This window comes from Dehalococcoidia bacterium (assembly GCA_035574915.1).
In the GTDB taxonomy this organism is placed as follows: domain Bacteria; phylum Chloroflexota; class Dehalococcoidia; order DSTF01; family WHTK01; genus DATLYJ01.
Genome location: DATLYJ010000137.1, coordinates 17926 through 33625 on the forward strand (window position 1 = coordinate 17926; position 15700 = coordinate 33625).

Here is a 15700-nt window from a genome sequence, read left to right on the forward strand (position 1 = left end):
GTTCCCTGCCGTCCCCAGAGGCGGGCAAAGACCTTCACCTGCTCCAGGACATCCGGTCCCAGGGTGACGGTATCAAGATGCCAACCGTTATCGGGCAGCCCGCCGATCTGCGACAATCCTTCAAACCGCGCGAAAGAGGGGGAACTTGACCCGTCCCGACCTCGACTCCCTGAAGGACGAAGCCTGTCGCGCCGTCGACCGCCTGCGCGATGACATCGTCTCGATAAGCCACCACATCTGGGACAACCCGGAGCTTGGCCTGCAGGAGCACCGCGCCGCCGCGCTCCTCTGCGAGCGCCTCGAGGCCGATGGCATCGAGGTTCGCCGCGGCATAGCGGGCCTGGCCACGGCCTTCCGCGCCGATTTCGGCCGCCCCGGCCCCATCGTCTCGATCATGGCGGAGTACGACGCCCTCCCTGGGGTCGGGCACGGCTGCGGCCACAACATCATCGCTGCCGGCTCGCTTGGCGCCGCCCTTGCCCTCGCCTCCCTGGGCGCGCGTCTCCCCGGCAGCGTCCGCCTCCTGGGCACGCCGGCCGAGGAGTCCGCCGTCGAGGGCGCCGGCGGCAAGGCCCCTATCCTCCGCGACGGCCACCTCCAGGGTGTCGATGCCGCCATCATGATCCACCCCGGCTCTCGCACCCGCCCCGCGACGCGCCCCTCGCTGGCGGCGCGGGCGCTCAAGGTCGAGTTCTTCGGCAAGGCCTCGCACGCCGCCTCGGCGCCGCACCTCGGTATCAACGCCCTCGACGCCGTCATCCAGACCTTTAACGCCATCAACGCCCTGCGCCAGCAGGTACAGGCGGACGCCCGCATACACGGCGTGATCACGCACGGCGGCGAGACCCCGAACGTCATTCCCGCTTACGCTGCCGCCCGCATCCGCGTCCGCGCCAACCAGGCGGCCTACCTGAAGGACCTGTACGAGCGCGTCCTGGCCTGCGCCGAGGGCGCCGCCAGGGCCACCGGCGCCCGCCTCGAGTGGAGCGAGGACGTCTACCCCTACCACAACACGGTCCCGAACGGCCCCATCTCCCTCGCCCTGGAGGCCAACCTGCGCCACCTCGGCCTCAGCATCGACGACCTCGAGGAGGGCGCCGGCACCGGCAGCACCGACTTCGGCAACGTCTCGCACTACCTCCCCGCGGGCTTCGCCTACCTCGCGATCGCGCCCGCCGGCACCGCCAGCCACTCCGTCGAGATGCGCGAGGCCGCCGGGTCGCCCGCCGGCGACGCAGCCTGCCTCAACGGCGCCAAGCTCCTGGCGATGACGGCCCTCGACCTTATGGCCGACGATGACCTCCTCCGGCGCGCCCGAGAAGAGTTCGAGCACGCCGAGCGCCTCGCGGAGCCGTGGTAGCAACTCCCCGCTCCTCCCCGGGTGTATAGGATGTCCTGGTCCCCGCGCGCGGCTTCGTTGACAGGCGCAAGCCGCAGACGTACCGTGATTGAACCGTACTGGATTTATTACTGCGGCCGGCGGGGCGAATGATCTATCTAGACAACGCTGCGACCACGCCTCTGCACCCAAGGGCGCTCGAGGCGATGATGCCCTACCTCACCGAGAGCTTCGGCAATCCCTCCGCCACCTACGCCCTCGCCCGCAAGGCCAGCAAGGCAATCGACGACGCCCGCAGGACTGTCGCCGCCGTCCTCAACGCCAGGCCTTCGGACATCGTTTTCACCAGCGGCGGCACCGAATCGATCAACACCGCCCTCAAGGGCGTCGCCTTCGCCCAGAAGAAGGCGCGCGCCGGCAACCACGTCGTCACGACCACGGTCGAGCACCACGCCGTCCACCACTCCTGCAACTACCTCGAGCAGTTCGGCTTCGAGGTCACCTATGTCCCCGTCGACAGCTACGGCTGCGTCGACCCTGATGACGTCGCCCGGGCGGTCACGGAGCGCACTGTCCTCGTTTCCGTGATGCTGGCGAACAACGAGGTCGGCACCATCGAGCCTATCCCCGAAATCGCCGCCGCCGTGGGCGAGCGCGGCCGTGCCCTGCGCAAGCGCATCCCCCTGCATACCGATGCCGTGCAGGCCCCGGGAGCGCTGGAACTGGACGTCGACCGTCTCGGCGTCGACCTCCTGAGCCTCTCCGGACACAAGTTTGGCGGGCCCAAGGGCACCGGCATCCTCTACCTGCGGCGCGGCACGCCCTTCGTCTCCCAGATGTCCGGCGGGGGCCAGGAGCGCCAGCGCCGCGCCGGTACCGAGAATGTCGCCGGCATTGTCGGCCAGGCCGTCGCCCTGGAGGCCGCCGAGTCCGAACGAGAGGCGCACTCGAGGGACGTCGCCGCCCTCCGCGATTTCCTGATCGAGTCGGTGCTGCGGTCCGTGCCCGACAGCCGCCTCAACGGCTGCCCCGACGAGCGCCTGCCGAACAACGTCAACATCAGCTTCCGCGGCGTCCGCGGCGACGAACTGGTGCTGGCGCTGGACAAGAAGGGCATCGCCGCCAGCGCCGGCGCCGCCTGCGGCTCTTCGACCTGGGAGCCGTCGCACGTCCTGTTGGCGATGGGCGCCTCGATGCCGGAGGCCGTCGGCGCCCTGCGCCTCACCCTCTCGGCCGCGACCACGCGCGCCGAAGTCGAAGCCGTCGCCGCCGTCCTCCCCGGCCTGGTCGCCTCGCTGCGCGAGGGCCTCACTGCCCGCGCCGTCTGAGCGCCGGCTGTATCGCCGCGCCCTCCGCCCACTATCATCCGATCATGGCAGCGAAGCCGCCTGACTGGGTGGTCGCCGGCCTCGGCAACCCGGGCGAAAAGTACGCCGGCCACCGGCACAACGTCGGCGCCTGGTGCATCGAACGCCTCGCCCGCCGCCACCGGGCGCGTCTGCGAGGCGTGAAGGGCGGCCAGGGCGCGACCGTCACCATCGGCCCCGACCGCGTCCTGCTCTTCCGGCCGAACTCCTGGGTGAACATCAGCGGCGACGTCATCGCGCCGCTCCTGAAGCGCCTCCGGCTACCCGTCGAGCGCCTCATCGTCGTCTACGACGAGCTCGACCTCCCCGAGGGCCGCATCCGCATCCGCCAGCGAGGCAGCGACGGCGGCCACAACGGTCTCAAGTCCATAATCGCCGCCACGGGCTCGGGCGGCTTTGGCCGCGTGCGCATCGGCATCGGCCGGCCGCACGTGGACGGCAAGCCGTCCTGGGACCCCGAAGTCGTTGCCCGCCACGTCCTCTCCAACCCTGCCGGAGCGTCGCGCGACGTGCTCGATGCGGCGGTGGACCGCGCCTGCGAGGCCGTCGAGGCCATCGTGCGCGAGGGCTATGACCGCGCCATGAACCGCTACAACTCGGCCGAAGGAAACGACGACGCCCCGGCGCCGCCGCCAGCCCCGGCCGCCGACGCCGCCCTCAGTCCCTGACCCCGAGCCGGCCGGGCGTCAAACCCAGCACCGCGCGCGTCAGCACGCGAGCCGGATCACGGCCCGAGTCCGTCCGCGGCATCGAGCCGCCACTGCCAACCTCGGAGATACGCGCGATCCTGGCGCTAGTCCTCCCGCAGCCGCTGCCACTGCCAGAGCCGTGACAGGGCAAGTGCCGCGCGGCGCATGCTGGGGAACATCGCGATGCCGGAGGCCGCTGCCGCCCTCTGCAAGGCATCGAAGCTCGCGAAGCCGGCCGCGTTCGTCGGCGTGTCACTGACGAGCACCACGGGCTTCGCCGACTCCTTCTGCACCTCGACCAGCATTTCGACCTGGCGGCGCGCCATCTCCTCCGGGTCCCGGCGCTCCTCCGGCGGCCCCGGCGGGCGCGGGCCAGGCCCGCCGCCCCAACCCCCCGCATACAGCACGAAGTCGATGTTTGGCGCCGAAGCGCAGATCTTCAGCGTGCGCGCCTGCTGTTCCGGGCCGGCTCCCATCGCCGCATCGATCGGGTTGCGCACGCTCGTGCCGGCCACGGGCACGTACTCCATCATCAACCGCTGCGTCTCCGGAGGCAGGTGCGGCACACCCAGCCCCTCAGCGTTCACGTCGTCCGCGGAGAGCACGCTGCGCCCGCCTCCCCCGACGATGATGCAGGCGTTCGGACCAGATAGCTTCTTCACCCGCTCGAAGGCGATCACCATGTCGACCAGCTCGTCCATGCCCTCCACGCGCACGGCGCCCGCCTGGCGGCACAGCGCATCGAACACCCGGATCGGGCCGGCCAGGCTCGCGGTGTGCGACCGCGTCGCCCGCCCCCCGGCCTCCGTGCGGCCGCCCTTTAGGATCGCCACGGGCTTGCGCGCGGCGCACTTCTTCAGCGCAGCCACGAAGCGGCGCCCGCCCCTCACCCCTTCCAGGTAGGAGGCGACGATGTCCGTCTCGTCATCCTCGGCCATGTAGTCAAAGAAGTCCGCGTCGCAGAGGTCAGCCGCGTTGCCGTAACTGACCACCTTGCTGTAGCGCAAGCCTCGCGCCGCGCCCGCGTTGATGAACTGACTCGCGTTCGCGCCGCTCTGCGACAAGAGGCCGACGCGCCCCTTCTCCTTCGGGAAGCCGCCCATGAACGACAGGCCTACATCCGGCACGTAAAGCCCCATGCAGTTCGGCCCGATCACCCGGATCCCGAGCTGTTTGGTGCGCTCGATGACCGCCTGCTCCAACTCTGCCCGCTCTTCGTCCCCTGTCTCGCTGAAGCCCGCGGTGAAGAAGTGGATGACCTTCACGTTCTTCGCGGCGCAGTCCTCGACCAGTTGCGGCACGACCGCCGCCGGCACGCTGGAAATCACGTAGTCGACGTCCGTCGGCACATCGCGCAGGCTCGGGTAGCACTTGAGGCCCTGGATCTCGTCGTAACGGGGGTTTACCGGGTAGATGGGGCCCTTGAACCCCATCTCGATGATCGACGGCAGGAAGCCGCCTCCCATCCCCCCGCCGGTAGATGCGCCCGCGATTGCCACGTGGCGCGGGTGAAAAATGTACTCGAGGGGGTGCTGGGAAGCCATGCAGCGGGCAGTATAGGCGCGCCCAGCCTTACGCTCCACCGCCGATCGGACGGCAATAGATCCCGGCCCGTCACGTTTTGGTTAGGCGAGGGGTCGCGCGTGTTATGGATAATTGACGCGCGGCGCCCGTGCCCCCATCATGCTGCGCAGGCAGGCGCATGCAGCACAGGCAGGCGCCGCCCCGCCGTGGAATGGACCTCCGGGAGGTGGAGATGAAGACAGGGATTGTCAGAGGACTCGCGGTGCTGCTGGCCGGCGCCGCGCTCGGTTGGCTCGGCACAGCTTTGATCGATGGGTCGACGGCCAGCGCCGACCACCCGTGGGGCAACTACCACTGGGCGCGCACATCCAACCCCTTCACCCTGAAGGTCGGCGACAACGTCAGTTCGAAGTGGGACGCCTACCTCGATGAAGCGGTCGCCGACTGGAGCCTTTCTTCGGTCCTGGACCTGGCGAAGGTCGCGGGCGCGACCAACCCCAAGAACTGCCGGCCGACCGCCGGCCGCATCGAGGTCTGCAATTCCCGATACGGTAACAACGCCTGGCTCGGCCTGGCCCAGATCTGGGTGAACGGCGACCACATAATCCAGGCCGTCGCGAAGATGAACGACACCTACTTCGACACGGCCACGTACAACACGCCCGCCTGGCGCCGCCTGGTCATGTGCCAGGAGATCGCCCACGGCTTCGGCCTCGGGCACACGGACGAGAACTTCAACAACCCTAACGAGGGGTCGTGCATGGACTACACGAACGACCCCGACGGCGGCCCGGGCGGCGCGTCCGAGACTGACCCCTCGAACGAGCACCCGAACGCGCACGACTTCGAACAGCTCGAGCTGATTTACGCCCACCTCGACAGCACGACTACGATTAGCCAGGGCGAAGGTAGTGGCCCCGGTAACGGCCGCAACAGCGGCCCCTTCGACGACCCCAGCGAGTGGGGGCGCCTCGTTAGCTCCTCGGCCGACGGCCGCGTCCAGGTCTATGAACGCGACCTGGGTGGCGGCATCAGGATCATCACGCATGTGACCTGGGCAGAGCCCAGGCCCGGGCGGCGCTAGCAGTCCGGCTAGAAGGACCTGAAGGGAGGCCGGCGCCTTGCCGGCCTTCCTTGCTGTCAGCGACTAATCCGCCAGGCCCGCATCTCCCGTGCTCGGCGGGCGGATCACGGAGGGAGTGGTCGGGATCGGCGTCGGCGGCACCGCCGTAGCCGGCGGGCGAGTGGGCGTGGCCGCCGTCGGGCACACGACCTGTACAGTGCCGGTCGCCGTTACCGTGGTGCCCGCGGCCCGCGCCGTTATCTGCACCAGGCCGGACGTGCCCGGGAAGGCCGTGTACACCGCTGTCGCCACGCCGCTGATCGTCGGCGCCACGGGCACGATCGAGCCGTTCCCCGACGCCACGAACTCGATCATGGTGTTGTTCGCTACGAGGCGCCCGAACTGGTCGCGGACCGTCGCGAACACCGAGGCCTGGCTGCCGCAGGTGATCGTCGCCGGCGTTATGAGCAGCGTGATCGATGCCGGCGGCCCGGCGGTCGGGCAGGTCACGGTGATCGTCACGCTGTCCGAAGCCGACCCCACCGTAGCCGTCACTACCAGCGGGCCAGCGAAGCCAACAGGCACGGTGAAGAGCACCGACGCTACACCGCTGACCGTGTCCACCACGGCGATCACCTGGCCAGCGGCGGCAAACGTCACGTCCGTCCCATTCGGCACGGCCACGCCGTCATCCCGCACCACCGCCGTGAGGATCACGCTGCGGCCGCACTCCACCTCCGTGCTCGAAGCAACCAGGTCGACGGTGATCGCCGCCGCGGCTCTGTCGGCCGGCGCCAGCGATGCCGCCCCTAACGCCACCGCTACCGCGGCCAGAACAACGACAAGACGCCTGAGCATTCGATACCTCCTTAGACGAGCGGGGTCGCGAAGCCTGTCGGCGCCATCGTAGTCCCACAGATGCGCCGCCGCGAGACCTGTTATGTCGAGTAGCGAAACGTGAAGGCGACCTTAACGCGATCGAGGCCGTCGTTACCGCCGCCATCACCACGGGACGCCGCCTGCTACTCCTCTTCGAGCGCCTAAACCTTAAGGCGGCTGAGTGCTGCGAGAGAGCTTTACTGCCGCAGTGCGGCTGCTTCGCGATTGCCGCGGACGCTGTGGAGCCACCGCGCCCGGCCCGTCCTCGAGGAGCCGGCCGGGGGGCGGCGTCTACCGGGCTCCCGTACCGTCCGCCTAGGCGTGCACCGGCGTCGCGGTCAGCTTCGATAGCACCTTGTTAGTCGACACGACGTGCCGGTCAACCCTCAGTTCCTTCGGGTCGATGCCGAGCGCCAGGCCGATGAGCTGGGGCAGGTGCAGGATCGGCACCTGCAGGCCGTCAACGGTCGCGTATTTCGCCGCGTCCGGCTGCTGCGCATCCAGGTTCAGGTGGCAGAGCGGGCAGGGAGTGACCAGGAAGTCCGCGCCTTCCTTCTGTGCCTCGCTGAGGTGGTTCGCCGCCATGGTCAGCGAATTCTTCTTGTTGATCGTGAGGATCGGGAAGCCGCAGCACTTGTCCTGGCCCTCGTAGGTGATGAGCTTGCAACCCACCGCTTCGATCACCTGCTCCAGGTAGGTGTCGCGCTCCGGGAATTCGTCGAAGCCGAGGATGGACTCCGGCCGCAGGATGTAGCAACCGTAGAAGGGGCCGGCGCTGATCCCGTGCAGCGGCCGCTTGATCATGCTCTTCAGCCGGTCCAGCCCGAAGTCCTCCACGAGCACCCAGAGGAAGTTCTTCACCTCCAGGCCCTTCTGGGCGTCGTAGTACAGGCCCTCGTCCGAGAGCGTCTGGTTGATTTCGGCCGCGAGCTTCGCGTTCTTCTTCAGCCGCTGCTGCGCCATGCTCTGTACGCCCTGGCAGGTGCTGCAGATGTTGATCAGCGGCAGACCCAGCCGCTGCGCCAGCGCGAAGTTGCGCGCGTTCAGCGCATCCGCGGTCTCCATGCTGTGCTCGCTGATCACGCCCGCGCCCGTACAGTTGCCGTCGTACAGCTCGACGAGCTCGATCCCTAACGCAGCCGAGGTGCGCACCATCGACGTGTAGAGCTCGGGGCAGGCGCCCTTCGAGACGCAGCCGGGCCAGAAAGCGTACTTCATCGAGGAGTCCCCCTATCTCGCCGCGGCCGAAAGCCGCGGACCTAAACCTTCGCGTGCTCGAAGCGCTTGAAGATGCGCTTTACGTGCGCCGCCCCCGGGATCTTGTGCGTGAACGGCGAGGGCATCTTCCCGGCGCGGATCATCCGGATGCCGCCCGGCAGCTCCGCCAGGTTGGCAGCGATGTTGAGCAGCCCGTGCGTCCGTGGCAGCATCTGAAACTCGTTCAGCCGCCCGCCCTCCTTCACCGTCGAGGTGAAGGCGAAGGTGTGCCGGGAGCCGGCGTTGTTCGTGATACCGATGGCTGTCGCCTCCGCGCGCAGCTTCATGATCTGGTCCATGGGCTTCACGTCCTTGGGGCAGACCTGGACACAGAAGTTGCAGCGCGTGCAGTCCCAGATTCCGCTCGGTTCGCTCAGCTCGCGCAGGCGCGCGGCCGTATTGCCGTCCCGCGGGTCGTGCACGAAGCGCCATGCCTTGGCCAGCGCCGCCGGTGCCAGGAAGGATTTGTCGACCTCCAGCACCGTGCAGTCGGAGACACAGGCGCCGCACATGATGCAGTTCATGACCTCGGCCAGTTCGATCATCGCCTGCGGCGGCGCAAGGTACTCGCGCTCAGGCGGCGGGCCCGAGGGCTGAAGCCACGGCTTTACCGCCCGGATTTTGTCCCAGAACGGCGCCATGTCCACGACCAGGTCCTTGATGGTCGGCATGTTCCCCGCCGGCTCGACGACGATCTCCTCGCCGTCCTCGGCCACGCTCGATACCTGCGTCTTGCAGGCCAGGCGGGCGCGGCCGTTGATGCGCATGGCGCAGGAGCCGCAGATCGCGCTCCGGCAGGAGCAGCGCAGCGAAAGCGTCCCATCGTGGAACTCCCGCACCTCGATCAATGAGTCGAGGACGGTCGCGCTCTCCGGCATGTCGACCGTGTAGCGCCGGTACTCAGGCTCCTTGCCGGATTCAGGGTCGTATCGGAGGACTTTGAGCTTTACCTCCATCAGTACTTCCTTTCCTGCGGCTGCCATCGAGTAATGGTCACCGGCATCTCGGAGAGCTGAGGCCCCTCCGGTGAGTAGGTGCAGGCGATGTGCTTGAGGAAGTTCGCGTCGTCGCGCTGGGGGAAGTCAGTGCGGTAGTGCGCGCCGCGGCTCTCCTTGCGCGCGACGGCGCTCACGCACGTCATCTCGGCGCAGTCGATCATGAACCCCAGCTCGATCGCGAACAGGAGGTCCGTGTTGAACACCTTGCCCTTGTTCTCCACGCCCACCTTCTCGTAGCGCGCGCGGATGTCCTTCATCCTCTCGACCGCCAGGCGCAGCTGCTCCTCGGTGCGGAACACGCCGACGAGCTCGCTCATCATGTTGCCCATGTCGAGTCGGATCTTGGCCACGCGGTCGCCGTTCAGCGGCCGGTCGAGGAACGCCTGCAGCTTCCGCTTCGTCTCCTCAGCGTAGCGATCCGAGGGCGGCGTCCAGCCCATCACGCTGCGCGCCCGCTCCGCCGTCGCTACGCCCGAACGCCGTCCGAAGACGACCGTATCCAGCAGCGAGTTCGCGCCCAGCCGGTTAGCGCCGTGGACGCTGACGCAGGCAGCCTCGCCCGCCGCGTACAGCCCCTCGAGCGGCGTCTTGCCGTCGATGTCCGTCTTCACGCCGCCCATGATGTAGTGGACCCCGGGGCGTACCGGGATCGGCTCCTTCACCAGGTCGACTCCCGCGAAGTCGATGCCGATCTCCCGGATCTGCCACAGCCGTTCACGCACCCGCTCTTCGCCCAGGTGCCGGAGGTCCAGCAGCACGCAGCCGTCGACGCCCCGTCCCTCATTGATCTCCGTCTGCTCCGCCCGCGACACCACATCACGGCTGGCAAGCTCCATCATGTTCGGGGCGTACTTGCTCATGAAGCGCTCGCCCTCGGAGTTGAGCAGGTAGCCGCCTTCGGAGCGAGCGCCCTCCGTGATCAGCACCCCCGAGCCCTTTAGCGTGGTCGGGTGGAACTGCACCATCTCCATGTCGATGATGGGTGCGCCAATGCGGTAGGCGAGGCTGATGCCGTCGCCGGTGCAGATCAGGGCGTTCGTGCTTGGCTCGTACATCCGCCCCAGCCCGCCTGTCGCGATGATCGTCGACTTCGCGGCGATGACGTGCACGTTGCCCGTCCGGATCTCCATCGCCACCGCGCCCTTGCACACGGCGTCCTCGACAATGAGGTCCGTGACGAACCACTCTTCGTAGACCCGCAGGCCGTGCTTGATCAGCTGCTCGTAGAGGACGTGCAGGATAGCCTGGCCGGTGATGTCGCCGACGAAATACGTCCGCGCCTTGGAGGCCCCGCCAAACGACCGCGACCCCAGGCGCCCGCTCTCCTCGCGGTGGAAGATGACCCCCATGCGCTCGAGCTCGATCAGCGCCGGCCCCGCCTCCCGGCACAGCACCTCGATCGCGTCCTGGTCGCCCAGGTAGTCGGAGCCCTTCACCGTGTCGAAGGCGTGCTCTTCCCAGGAGTCGTCTTCCCCCAGAGCAGCATTAATGCCGCCCTGGGCGGCATTGGAATGGCTGCGCACGGGGTGGACCTTGCTAATGATCGCGACGTCCGCCCCCTCCAGCTGCGCCGCGATGGCCGCCCGCATCCCCGCGAGACCGGCCCCGATAATCAGGACATCGTGCTGGTAGACTGCCACTTCCCTTCCCTATCTAGCCGGGTGCTCCCAGCTCCCGGCAAAGGAATCTGCGGCGGGACCTGCCCCACGAGAGCGAGTATAAGCCGCCGCCCTGATAGGAAAAACTAGTAGCTGCGCTTCTGCGGCGCCCAGCGCGTTACCCTCACGTCCTCGTACTCCAGGCGCGGCCCCTGCGGCGTCCGCCACGCCACCGTGTGCTTCATCCAGTTCTGGTCGTCCCGCTCCGGGTAGTCCCGGCGCGAGTGCGCTCCGCGGCTCTCCTTCCGCGCGATCGCGCCTGCCGCGATCACCTCCGCCAGGTCAACCAGGAAACCCAGCTCCAGGACAGAGAGCAGGTCATAGTTGTACACCTTGCCCTTGTTGCGGACCGGCACGCCCGCGTAACGAGACCGGTAGTCGGCGATCTTCGCCAACCCTTCGCGCATCTGCGCCTCGTCCCGGAAGATGCCGAAGTGCTCCTTCATCGCCTCGCCCATCTCCTGGCGCAGGCGCGCCGGCAGGTCGCCGCCGTTCAGAGGCCGGTCCATCAGTTCCCGGATCCGGGTGAGCGAGGGCGCGAGCGAGCCCTCGTTCAGGGGCGCCTGCTTGAGGCCGCGCGCGAACTCGGCTGCCGCCTTGCCGGCCCGACGGCCGAAGGTCACCGTTTCCATCAGCGAGTTGCCCCCGAGCCGGTTCGCCCCGTGCAGCCCAACGGAAGCCACTTCGCCGGCGGCGAAGAGTCCCGGCAGGGGACTGGCGCCGTTCGCGTCCACCTTCACGCCGCCCATCGAGTAGTGCATGCCCGGCCGCACCGGGATCGGGTCCTTCGCCGGGTCGACGCCGGCGACATCTATCGCCAGCTCACGGATCTGGGGCAGCCGTTCGCGGATCTTCGCCTCGCCCAGGTGCCGGAGGTCCAGCAGTACGCAGCCGTCCACGCCCCGCCCTTCGTCGATCTCCGTCTGCTCCGCCCGCGAGACCACGTCGCGGCTGGCAAGCTCCATCATGTTCGGGGCGTACTTGCTCATGAAGCGCTCGCCCTCGGAGTTGAGCAGGTAGCCGCCCTCGCCCCGGCAGCCTTCGGTCATGAGGATGCCGCTCTCCTTCAGCGTCGTCGGGTGGAACTGCACCATCTCCATGTCCTGCAGCGGCGCGCCGGCGCGATAGGCCAGCGCCATGCCGTCCCCGGTGCAGATGAACGAGTTCGTAGTCGGGTGATAGACGCGGCCCAGGCCGCCCGTGGCCAGCACAACCGCGCCCGCTTCCACCACGTGCAGCTCCCCGCTTCGCATGTCGATGGCGGAAACGCCGCGGCATACGCCGTCCTGCACTATCAGGTCCACCGCGAACCACTCCTCGTACACGCCGATGCCGTACTTCAGGAGCTGCTCGAAGAGGACGTGCAGGATCGCCTGGCCCGTAATGTCGGCGATGTAGCAGGCGCGCGGCGTGCCGGCCCCGCCGAAGGGCCGCTGGGCGATCCGCCCATCGTCCCAGCGCGTGAACACCGTGCCCATGCGCTCAAGTTCGACGATGTCGCCCGGCGCCTCCCTGGCGAAGATCTCCACGATGTCCTGGTCTGCCAGGTAGTCGGAGCCCTTCACCGTGTCGAAGGCGTGCTCCTCCCACGTGTCGGCTTCGCCGAGAGCGGCGTTGATGCCGCCCTGCGCCGCCACCGAATGGCTCCGGAGCGGGTGTACCTTCGTCAGGATGGCCAGGTTTGCGCCCTCCCGCATCGCCTCAAGGGCGGCGCGCATACCCGCCATGCCGGCGCCAATCACAAGGACTTCGTGCTTGAATACCGCCACGGAGGACACCTCCCGGAAGTCGGCCCTTCGATGCTTCTTGCGAACACCATCGTATGAGCGTCCCGATATTCATACAACCGATAAAGACAGCCTTTAGTTATCGAATTCCTCTTTTAGGGCCGTTCGGCCCCCTCCGGCGGGACAGCCGGACTGGCCGCGGGCACGAGGAGCCATGCCACCTACAGCGGCCCTGGCGCCGTCGAGGCCGCGGGGCCTACAGAGCCGTAGCCTCGGCCGGGGAGGCGCCTGTCGCGGGCCGGAGGAAGGCGTCGGCAAGGAAGCCGGGCGCGATAGGAGGAAGGGCCGGCGAGGTCACCGGCGGCGAAGGACTCGAGGCAGAGGGCGAGGCAGAGAATTACTGGACCAAGGCCCGTGCCGCCCGGATCAGGGTCAAGGAGTCCGTCCGCGAGGCCAGGGGACCGTGAGCGAGCGACGCCAGGCCTGCGCCTTGCAGCGAGAAGAGGCCCTTTTCAGGGCCTCTCTCGCATAGTCCCCACGGCGGAGCCCCGCCGGTCCGCCGTCAGGCTGCCTTCGTCGTCTTCCGCGGGCGGTTGCCCTTCAGGGAGCCCACCTGCTCCTGCAAAGCCGCGATCTGCTCTCGCAGCGTGAGCATCTCGGTGAGCATCTCGACGACCAGCGCGTCACCGGCCGGGATTGTCCGGCCGCCGCCACGCCGGGCCGGGATAATCCTGTCGAGCGACAGGACCGAGGGCACGCCGTTGAGCGCGCAGTAGATGATGAACAGGCCCGCTGCAAGCAGGACAGGTCCGGCGACTACCTGGAGCATGGTCACCCTTTCCGTCCGCCACCGCAGCGAATGCTAGGCTGTGGCCGCGCCCCGAGCCATTAGGGAGAACCCCTACTTTTCCGCCGGTCGGCCCCCGGCGCCGGTCTCGGACAAGATGGTGTCGCCTACAGCGTCGTGATCGGCCGAGACTGCAACAGGTAGATCTGCCCCGCCGCCATCCCCCACTCCACGTCTTGCGGCGACCCGAAGTGCTCCTCCACCTGCAGCGCAATGCGCGCCACCGCCTTCGCCTCTTCATCCGAGATCGAGGGGGCGTTCGCGCGGCCCGGCTCCAACTCGCGTTCGATGGTCCCGCCGCCGTCCGGGTGCGGGAAGATGGCCAGGCACTTCTCGTAGATCTCCCGCTCCAGCAGACCCAGCGACTCCTTGTGCACTACGAAGGCGTCCGGCGTCACGCGCCCCGACACTATCGCCTCGCCCAGTCCGTAGCTCGCGTTGATCACCACGCGGTCGCGGTCCCCCGTTACGGGGTGGGCTGTGAACGCGATGCCGGACTTCTCGGAGGGCACCAGGCCCATCACGACCACCGCCATCGCCTCGCCACCGATCGGCATCCCTTTCAGCGCCCGGTAGCGAATGGCGCGCTCTGACCACAACGAGGCATAGCACCTCTTCAGAGAGTCGAGCACGCCGTTTACGCCGAGGACATTGAGGTAGGACTCGTAGAGGCCGGCGAAGGACGCGCCCGCGCCGTCCTCCGAGACGGCGGAAGAGCGCACCGCGCTCGCCACGCCGGACATCGACACCAGCTCATCGTACGCTGCCGCAACCTGCTCCCGTAGTTCGTCCGGCAAGTCGGCGCTCATCACCGCCGTCGTAACCTTTTCCGAGAACGCCCTGACGGCCGCGAGGTCCTTCGGGTCAAGCCCGGCCGCGCCCTCGGCAGCAGCCTCGATGCCCGCAGCCTCCTCGAAGCAGCGGTACCCGTCCGCGTTCACGGCGTAGCCCAGCGGTACCGCGAACCCCGCGGACAGCATCTCCGAGAGCGACGCCGCCTTTCCACCAACCAGCTCGCGGGGCAACCTGCCACGGTGCAGCCATTCGATGAAAGCCAACTCACCCTCCCTGAGCAGCGATCTTAACAGCGCCGCCGGTGTGTGTGTGTGTGTGATGTCAGGCCGGCTGTCTGCCGTTGCCGTTGCGCTCGCCCAGGAACCAGCGGCGGCGGGGGGCCTTTCGGGTCAGCCCGAACTTCGCCATTGCAGTCTCACGGATGTAGTCCACCGCTTCTTGCGGCGAGTCCGTCACCTTGAAGATCGCCAGTTCTCCCTTGTCCAGCGTGCCGGCTTCGACCAGCGTCTCACTCATGAAGTGCAACATCGGCAGCCAGAACTGCGCTCCCATCAGCACGACCGGGAAGTCGCTGATCTTCCCCGTCTGGATCAGGGTCGCTGTCTCGAACACCTCGTCCAGGGTGCCGAACCCTCCCGGCATGACCACGAAGGCGTACGAGTACTTGACCAACATGACCTTGCGCACGAAGAAGTAGCGAAAGGTCACGAAGCGGTCCAGGTAGGCGTTGGGCTTCTGCTCCCGGATCAGCTCGATGTTGCAGCCGACGCTCCGTCCGCCGGCCTCCTTGGCGCCGCGGTTCGCGGCCTCCATGATCCCCGGCCCGCCTCCCGTCATCACCGTGAAGCCCTCCCGAGCCAGGAGCGCTCCCGTCTCCCGCGCCAGGGCGTAGTAGGGGTGGTCTTCTTCGAAGCGGGCGGAGCCAAACACCGTCACGCAAGGTCCCAGGAAGTGCAGCGCCCGGAATCCCCTCATGAACTCGAAGAAGATGCGGATCGCCCGGAGCAGCTCGATCTCCCGCCTTTTCGGGCCTTCGAGAAGCTCCGTCTCCTCTGGATGCGGGTGCGCCGGGGCGGTTAGTAAGTCGTTGCGCAGGTTCATGGCTTCTTAGGGTCGCACGAAAGCCGCCCGATTGCGAAGGGCTTTCGGTCGCTCCAGTGCGCTCGCTCCTTTTGTCTAAGCACCGCAGTCGCTTAAATGATCGGCATGTCCGAGTCAGATAACCAAGCCTTCCTCACGCGCCGCGACGACCTCTTTCTGCCCGCGCCCATTGCGCGCGGGCCATGGAACCCGAACTCCCTGCACGGCCGCCTCCTCGCCGGCCTCCTGGCCCACACCGTGGAGCAGCGCTTCGGCCGCCCGGACTTCCAATTCGCCCGTCTCACCATCGACCTCTTCCGCCTCCCTCCCCTCGCGCCGCTCTCGATCGACGTGGCGCTGCGACGCGAGGGCAACCGGATCAGGGTCGCCGAGGGGTCGATCTCCTCCGAGGGCTTGGAGGTGGCGCGAGGCAGTGTCGTCATGCTGCGGCGGGCCGAGCAGCCTGAGGGCGAGGTC

General features: G+C 68.0%; 14 protein-coding genes. 5 read left to right on the top strand and 9 right to left on the bottom strand.

The features are described 5' to 3' along the window. Positions 1–145: 145 nt before the first annotated feature. From VNN10_12785 to pth, 3 genes are all read left to right on the top strand, one after another. On the top strand, positions 146–1360 hold the full coding sequence (locus VNN10_12785; GenBank protein ID HXH22895.1) for a M20 family metallopeptidase: 1215 nt from the start codon (positions 146–148) through the stop codon (positions 1358–1360). Positions 1361–1488: 128 nt separating this feature from the next. Next, entirely contained in the window at positions 1489–2667 is a 1179-nt protein-coding gene (locus tag VNN10_12790) for a cysteine desulfurase family protein (protein ID HXH22896.1), read from the top strand. A gap of 44 nt (positions 2668–2711) precedes the next feature. After that, positions 2712–3374 (top strand): aminoacyl-tRNA hydrolase, encoded by a 663-nt coding sequence (gene pth / locus VNN10_12795; GenBank protein HXH22897.1) that lies wholly within the window; start codon positions 2712–2714, stop codon positions 3372–3374. 125 nt (positions 3375–3499) lie between these two features. Here the strand turns inward: pth and VNN10_12800 are convergent, their stop codons facing one another. Continuing rightward, positions 3500–4939 carry a CoA-binding protein gene (locus tag VNN10_12800; GenBank protein ID HXH22898.1) on the bottom strand — a complete coding sequence of 480 codons (1440 nt, stop codon included), beginning with the start codon at positions 4937–4939 and terminating at the stop codon, positions 3500–3502. Positions 4940–5151: 212 nt separating this feature from the next. On the opposite strand from VNN10_12800, the gene VNN10_12805 reads away from it, so the two are divergent. Next, on the top strand, positions 5152–6003 hold the full coding sequence (locus VNN10_12805) for a hypothetical protein (GenBank protein HXH22899.1): 852 nt from the start codon (positions 5152–5154) through the stop codon (positions 6001–6003). 63 nt (positions 6004–6066) lie between these two features. Here VNN10_12805 and VNN10_12810 read toward each other — a convergent pair whose 3' ends face one another. The 8 genes from VNN10_12810 to VNN10_12845 all read right to left on the bottom strand — a co-directional run bounded on the left by VNN10_12810 (position 6067) and on the right by VNN10_12845 (position 15244). After that, positions 6067–6840: a hypothetical protein gene (locus tag VNN10_12810; GenBank protein ID HXH22900.1), complete on the bottom strand. Its 774-nt coding sequence runs from the start codon at positions 6838–6840 to the stop codon at positions 6067–6069. Between the two features lie 336 nt (positions 6841–7176). Next, on the bottom strand, positions 7177–8079 hold the full coding sequence (locus VNN10_12815) for a CoB--CoM heterodisulfide reductase iron-sulfur subunit B family protein (protein HXH22901.1): 903 nt from the start codon (positions 8077–8079) through the stop codon (positions 7177–7179). Between the two features lie 41 nt (positions 8080–8120). Further along, entirely contained in the window at positions 8121–9074 is a 954-nt protein-coding gene (sdhB, locus tag VNN10_12820) for a succinate dehydrogenase iron-sulfur subunit (GenBank protein HXH22902.1), read from the bottom strand. Continuing rightward, positions 9074–10756, bottom strand: coding sequence for an FAD-binding protein (locus VNN10_12825; protein ID HXH22903.1), 1683 nt, complete (start codon positions 10754–10756; stop codon positions 9074–9076). The genes sdhB and VNN10_12825 overlap by 1 nt, the downstream gene beginning before the upstream one ends. A 104-nt stretch (positions 10757–10860) precedes the next feature. Then, complete coding sequence (locus VNN10_12830; GenBank protein HXH22904.1) at positions 10861–12543, bottom strand: FAD-binding protein; 1683 nt, start codon at positions 12541–12543, stop codon at positions 10861–10863. A 520-nt stretch (positions 12544–13063) separates the two neighbouring features. Continuing rightward, the gene (locus VNN10_12835; protein ID HXH22905.1) at positions 13064–13330 is read right to left on the bottom strand and encodes a hypothetical protein; all 267 of its coding nucleotides are present in this window, start codon (positions 13328–13330) and stop codon (positions 13064–13066) included. A 125-nt stretch (positions 13331–13455) separates the two neighbouring features. Continuing rightward, on the bottom strand, positions 13456–14406 hold the full coding sequence (locus tag VNN10_12840) for a PEP/pyruvate-binding domain-containing protein (GenBank protein ID HXH22906.1): 951 nt from the start codon (positions 14404–14406) through the stop codon (positions 13456–13458). Positions 14407–14464: 58 nt separating this feature from the next. Then, on the bottom strand, positions 14465–15244 hold the full coding sequence (locus tag VNN10_12845) for a TIGR00730 family Rossman fold protein (GenBank protein HXH22907.1): 780 nt from the start codon (positions 15242–15244) through the stop codon (positions 14465–14467). Positions 15245–15349: 105 nt separating this feature from the next. Here VNN10_12845 and VNN10_12850 point away from each other — a divergent pair. Next, the coding region (locus VNN10_12850; GenBank protein HXH22908.1) for an acyl-CoA thioesterase domain-containing protein at positions 15350–15700 on the top strand (351 nt) is incomplete at its 3' end.

Coding starts and splice junctions, on each gene's coding strand:
- VNN10_12790 (HXH22896.1), top strand. CDS start 1,489: ATGATCTATCTAGACAACGCTGCGACCACGCCTCTGCACCCAAGGGCG.
- pth (HXH22897.1), top strand. CDS start 2,712: ATGGCAGCGAAGCCGCCTGACTGGGTGGTCGCCGGCCTCGGCAACCCG.
- VNN10_12800 (HXH22898.1), bottom strand. CDS start 4,939: ATGGCTTCCCAGCACCCCCTCGAGTACATTTTTCACCCGCGCCACGTG.
- VNN10_12805 (HXH22899.1), top strand. CDS start 5,152: ATGAAGACAGGGATTGTCAGAGGACTCGCGGTGCTGCTGGCCGGCGCC.
- VNN10_12810 (HXH22900.1), bottom strand. CDS start 6,840: ATGCTCAGGCGTCTTGTCGTTGTTCTGGCCGCGGTAGCGGTGGCGTTA.
- VNN10_12815 (HXH22901.1), bottom strand. CDS start 8,079: ATGAAGTACGCTTTCTGGCCCGGCTGCGTCTCGAAGGGCGCCTGCCCC.
- sdhB (HXH22902.1), bottom strand. CDS start 9,074: ATGGAGGTAAAGCTCAAAGTCCTCCGATACGACCCTGAATCCGGCAAG.
- VNN10_12835 (HXH22905.1), bottom strand. CDS start 13,330: ATGCTCCAGGTAGTCGCCGGACCTGTCCTGCTTGCAGCGGGCCTGTTC.
- VNN10_12845 (HXH22907.1), bottom strand. CDS start 15,244: ATGAACCTGCGCAACGACTTACTAACCGCCCCGGCGCACCCGCATCCA.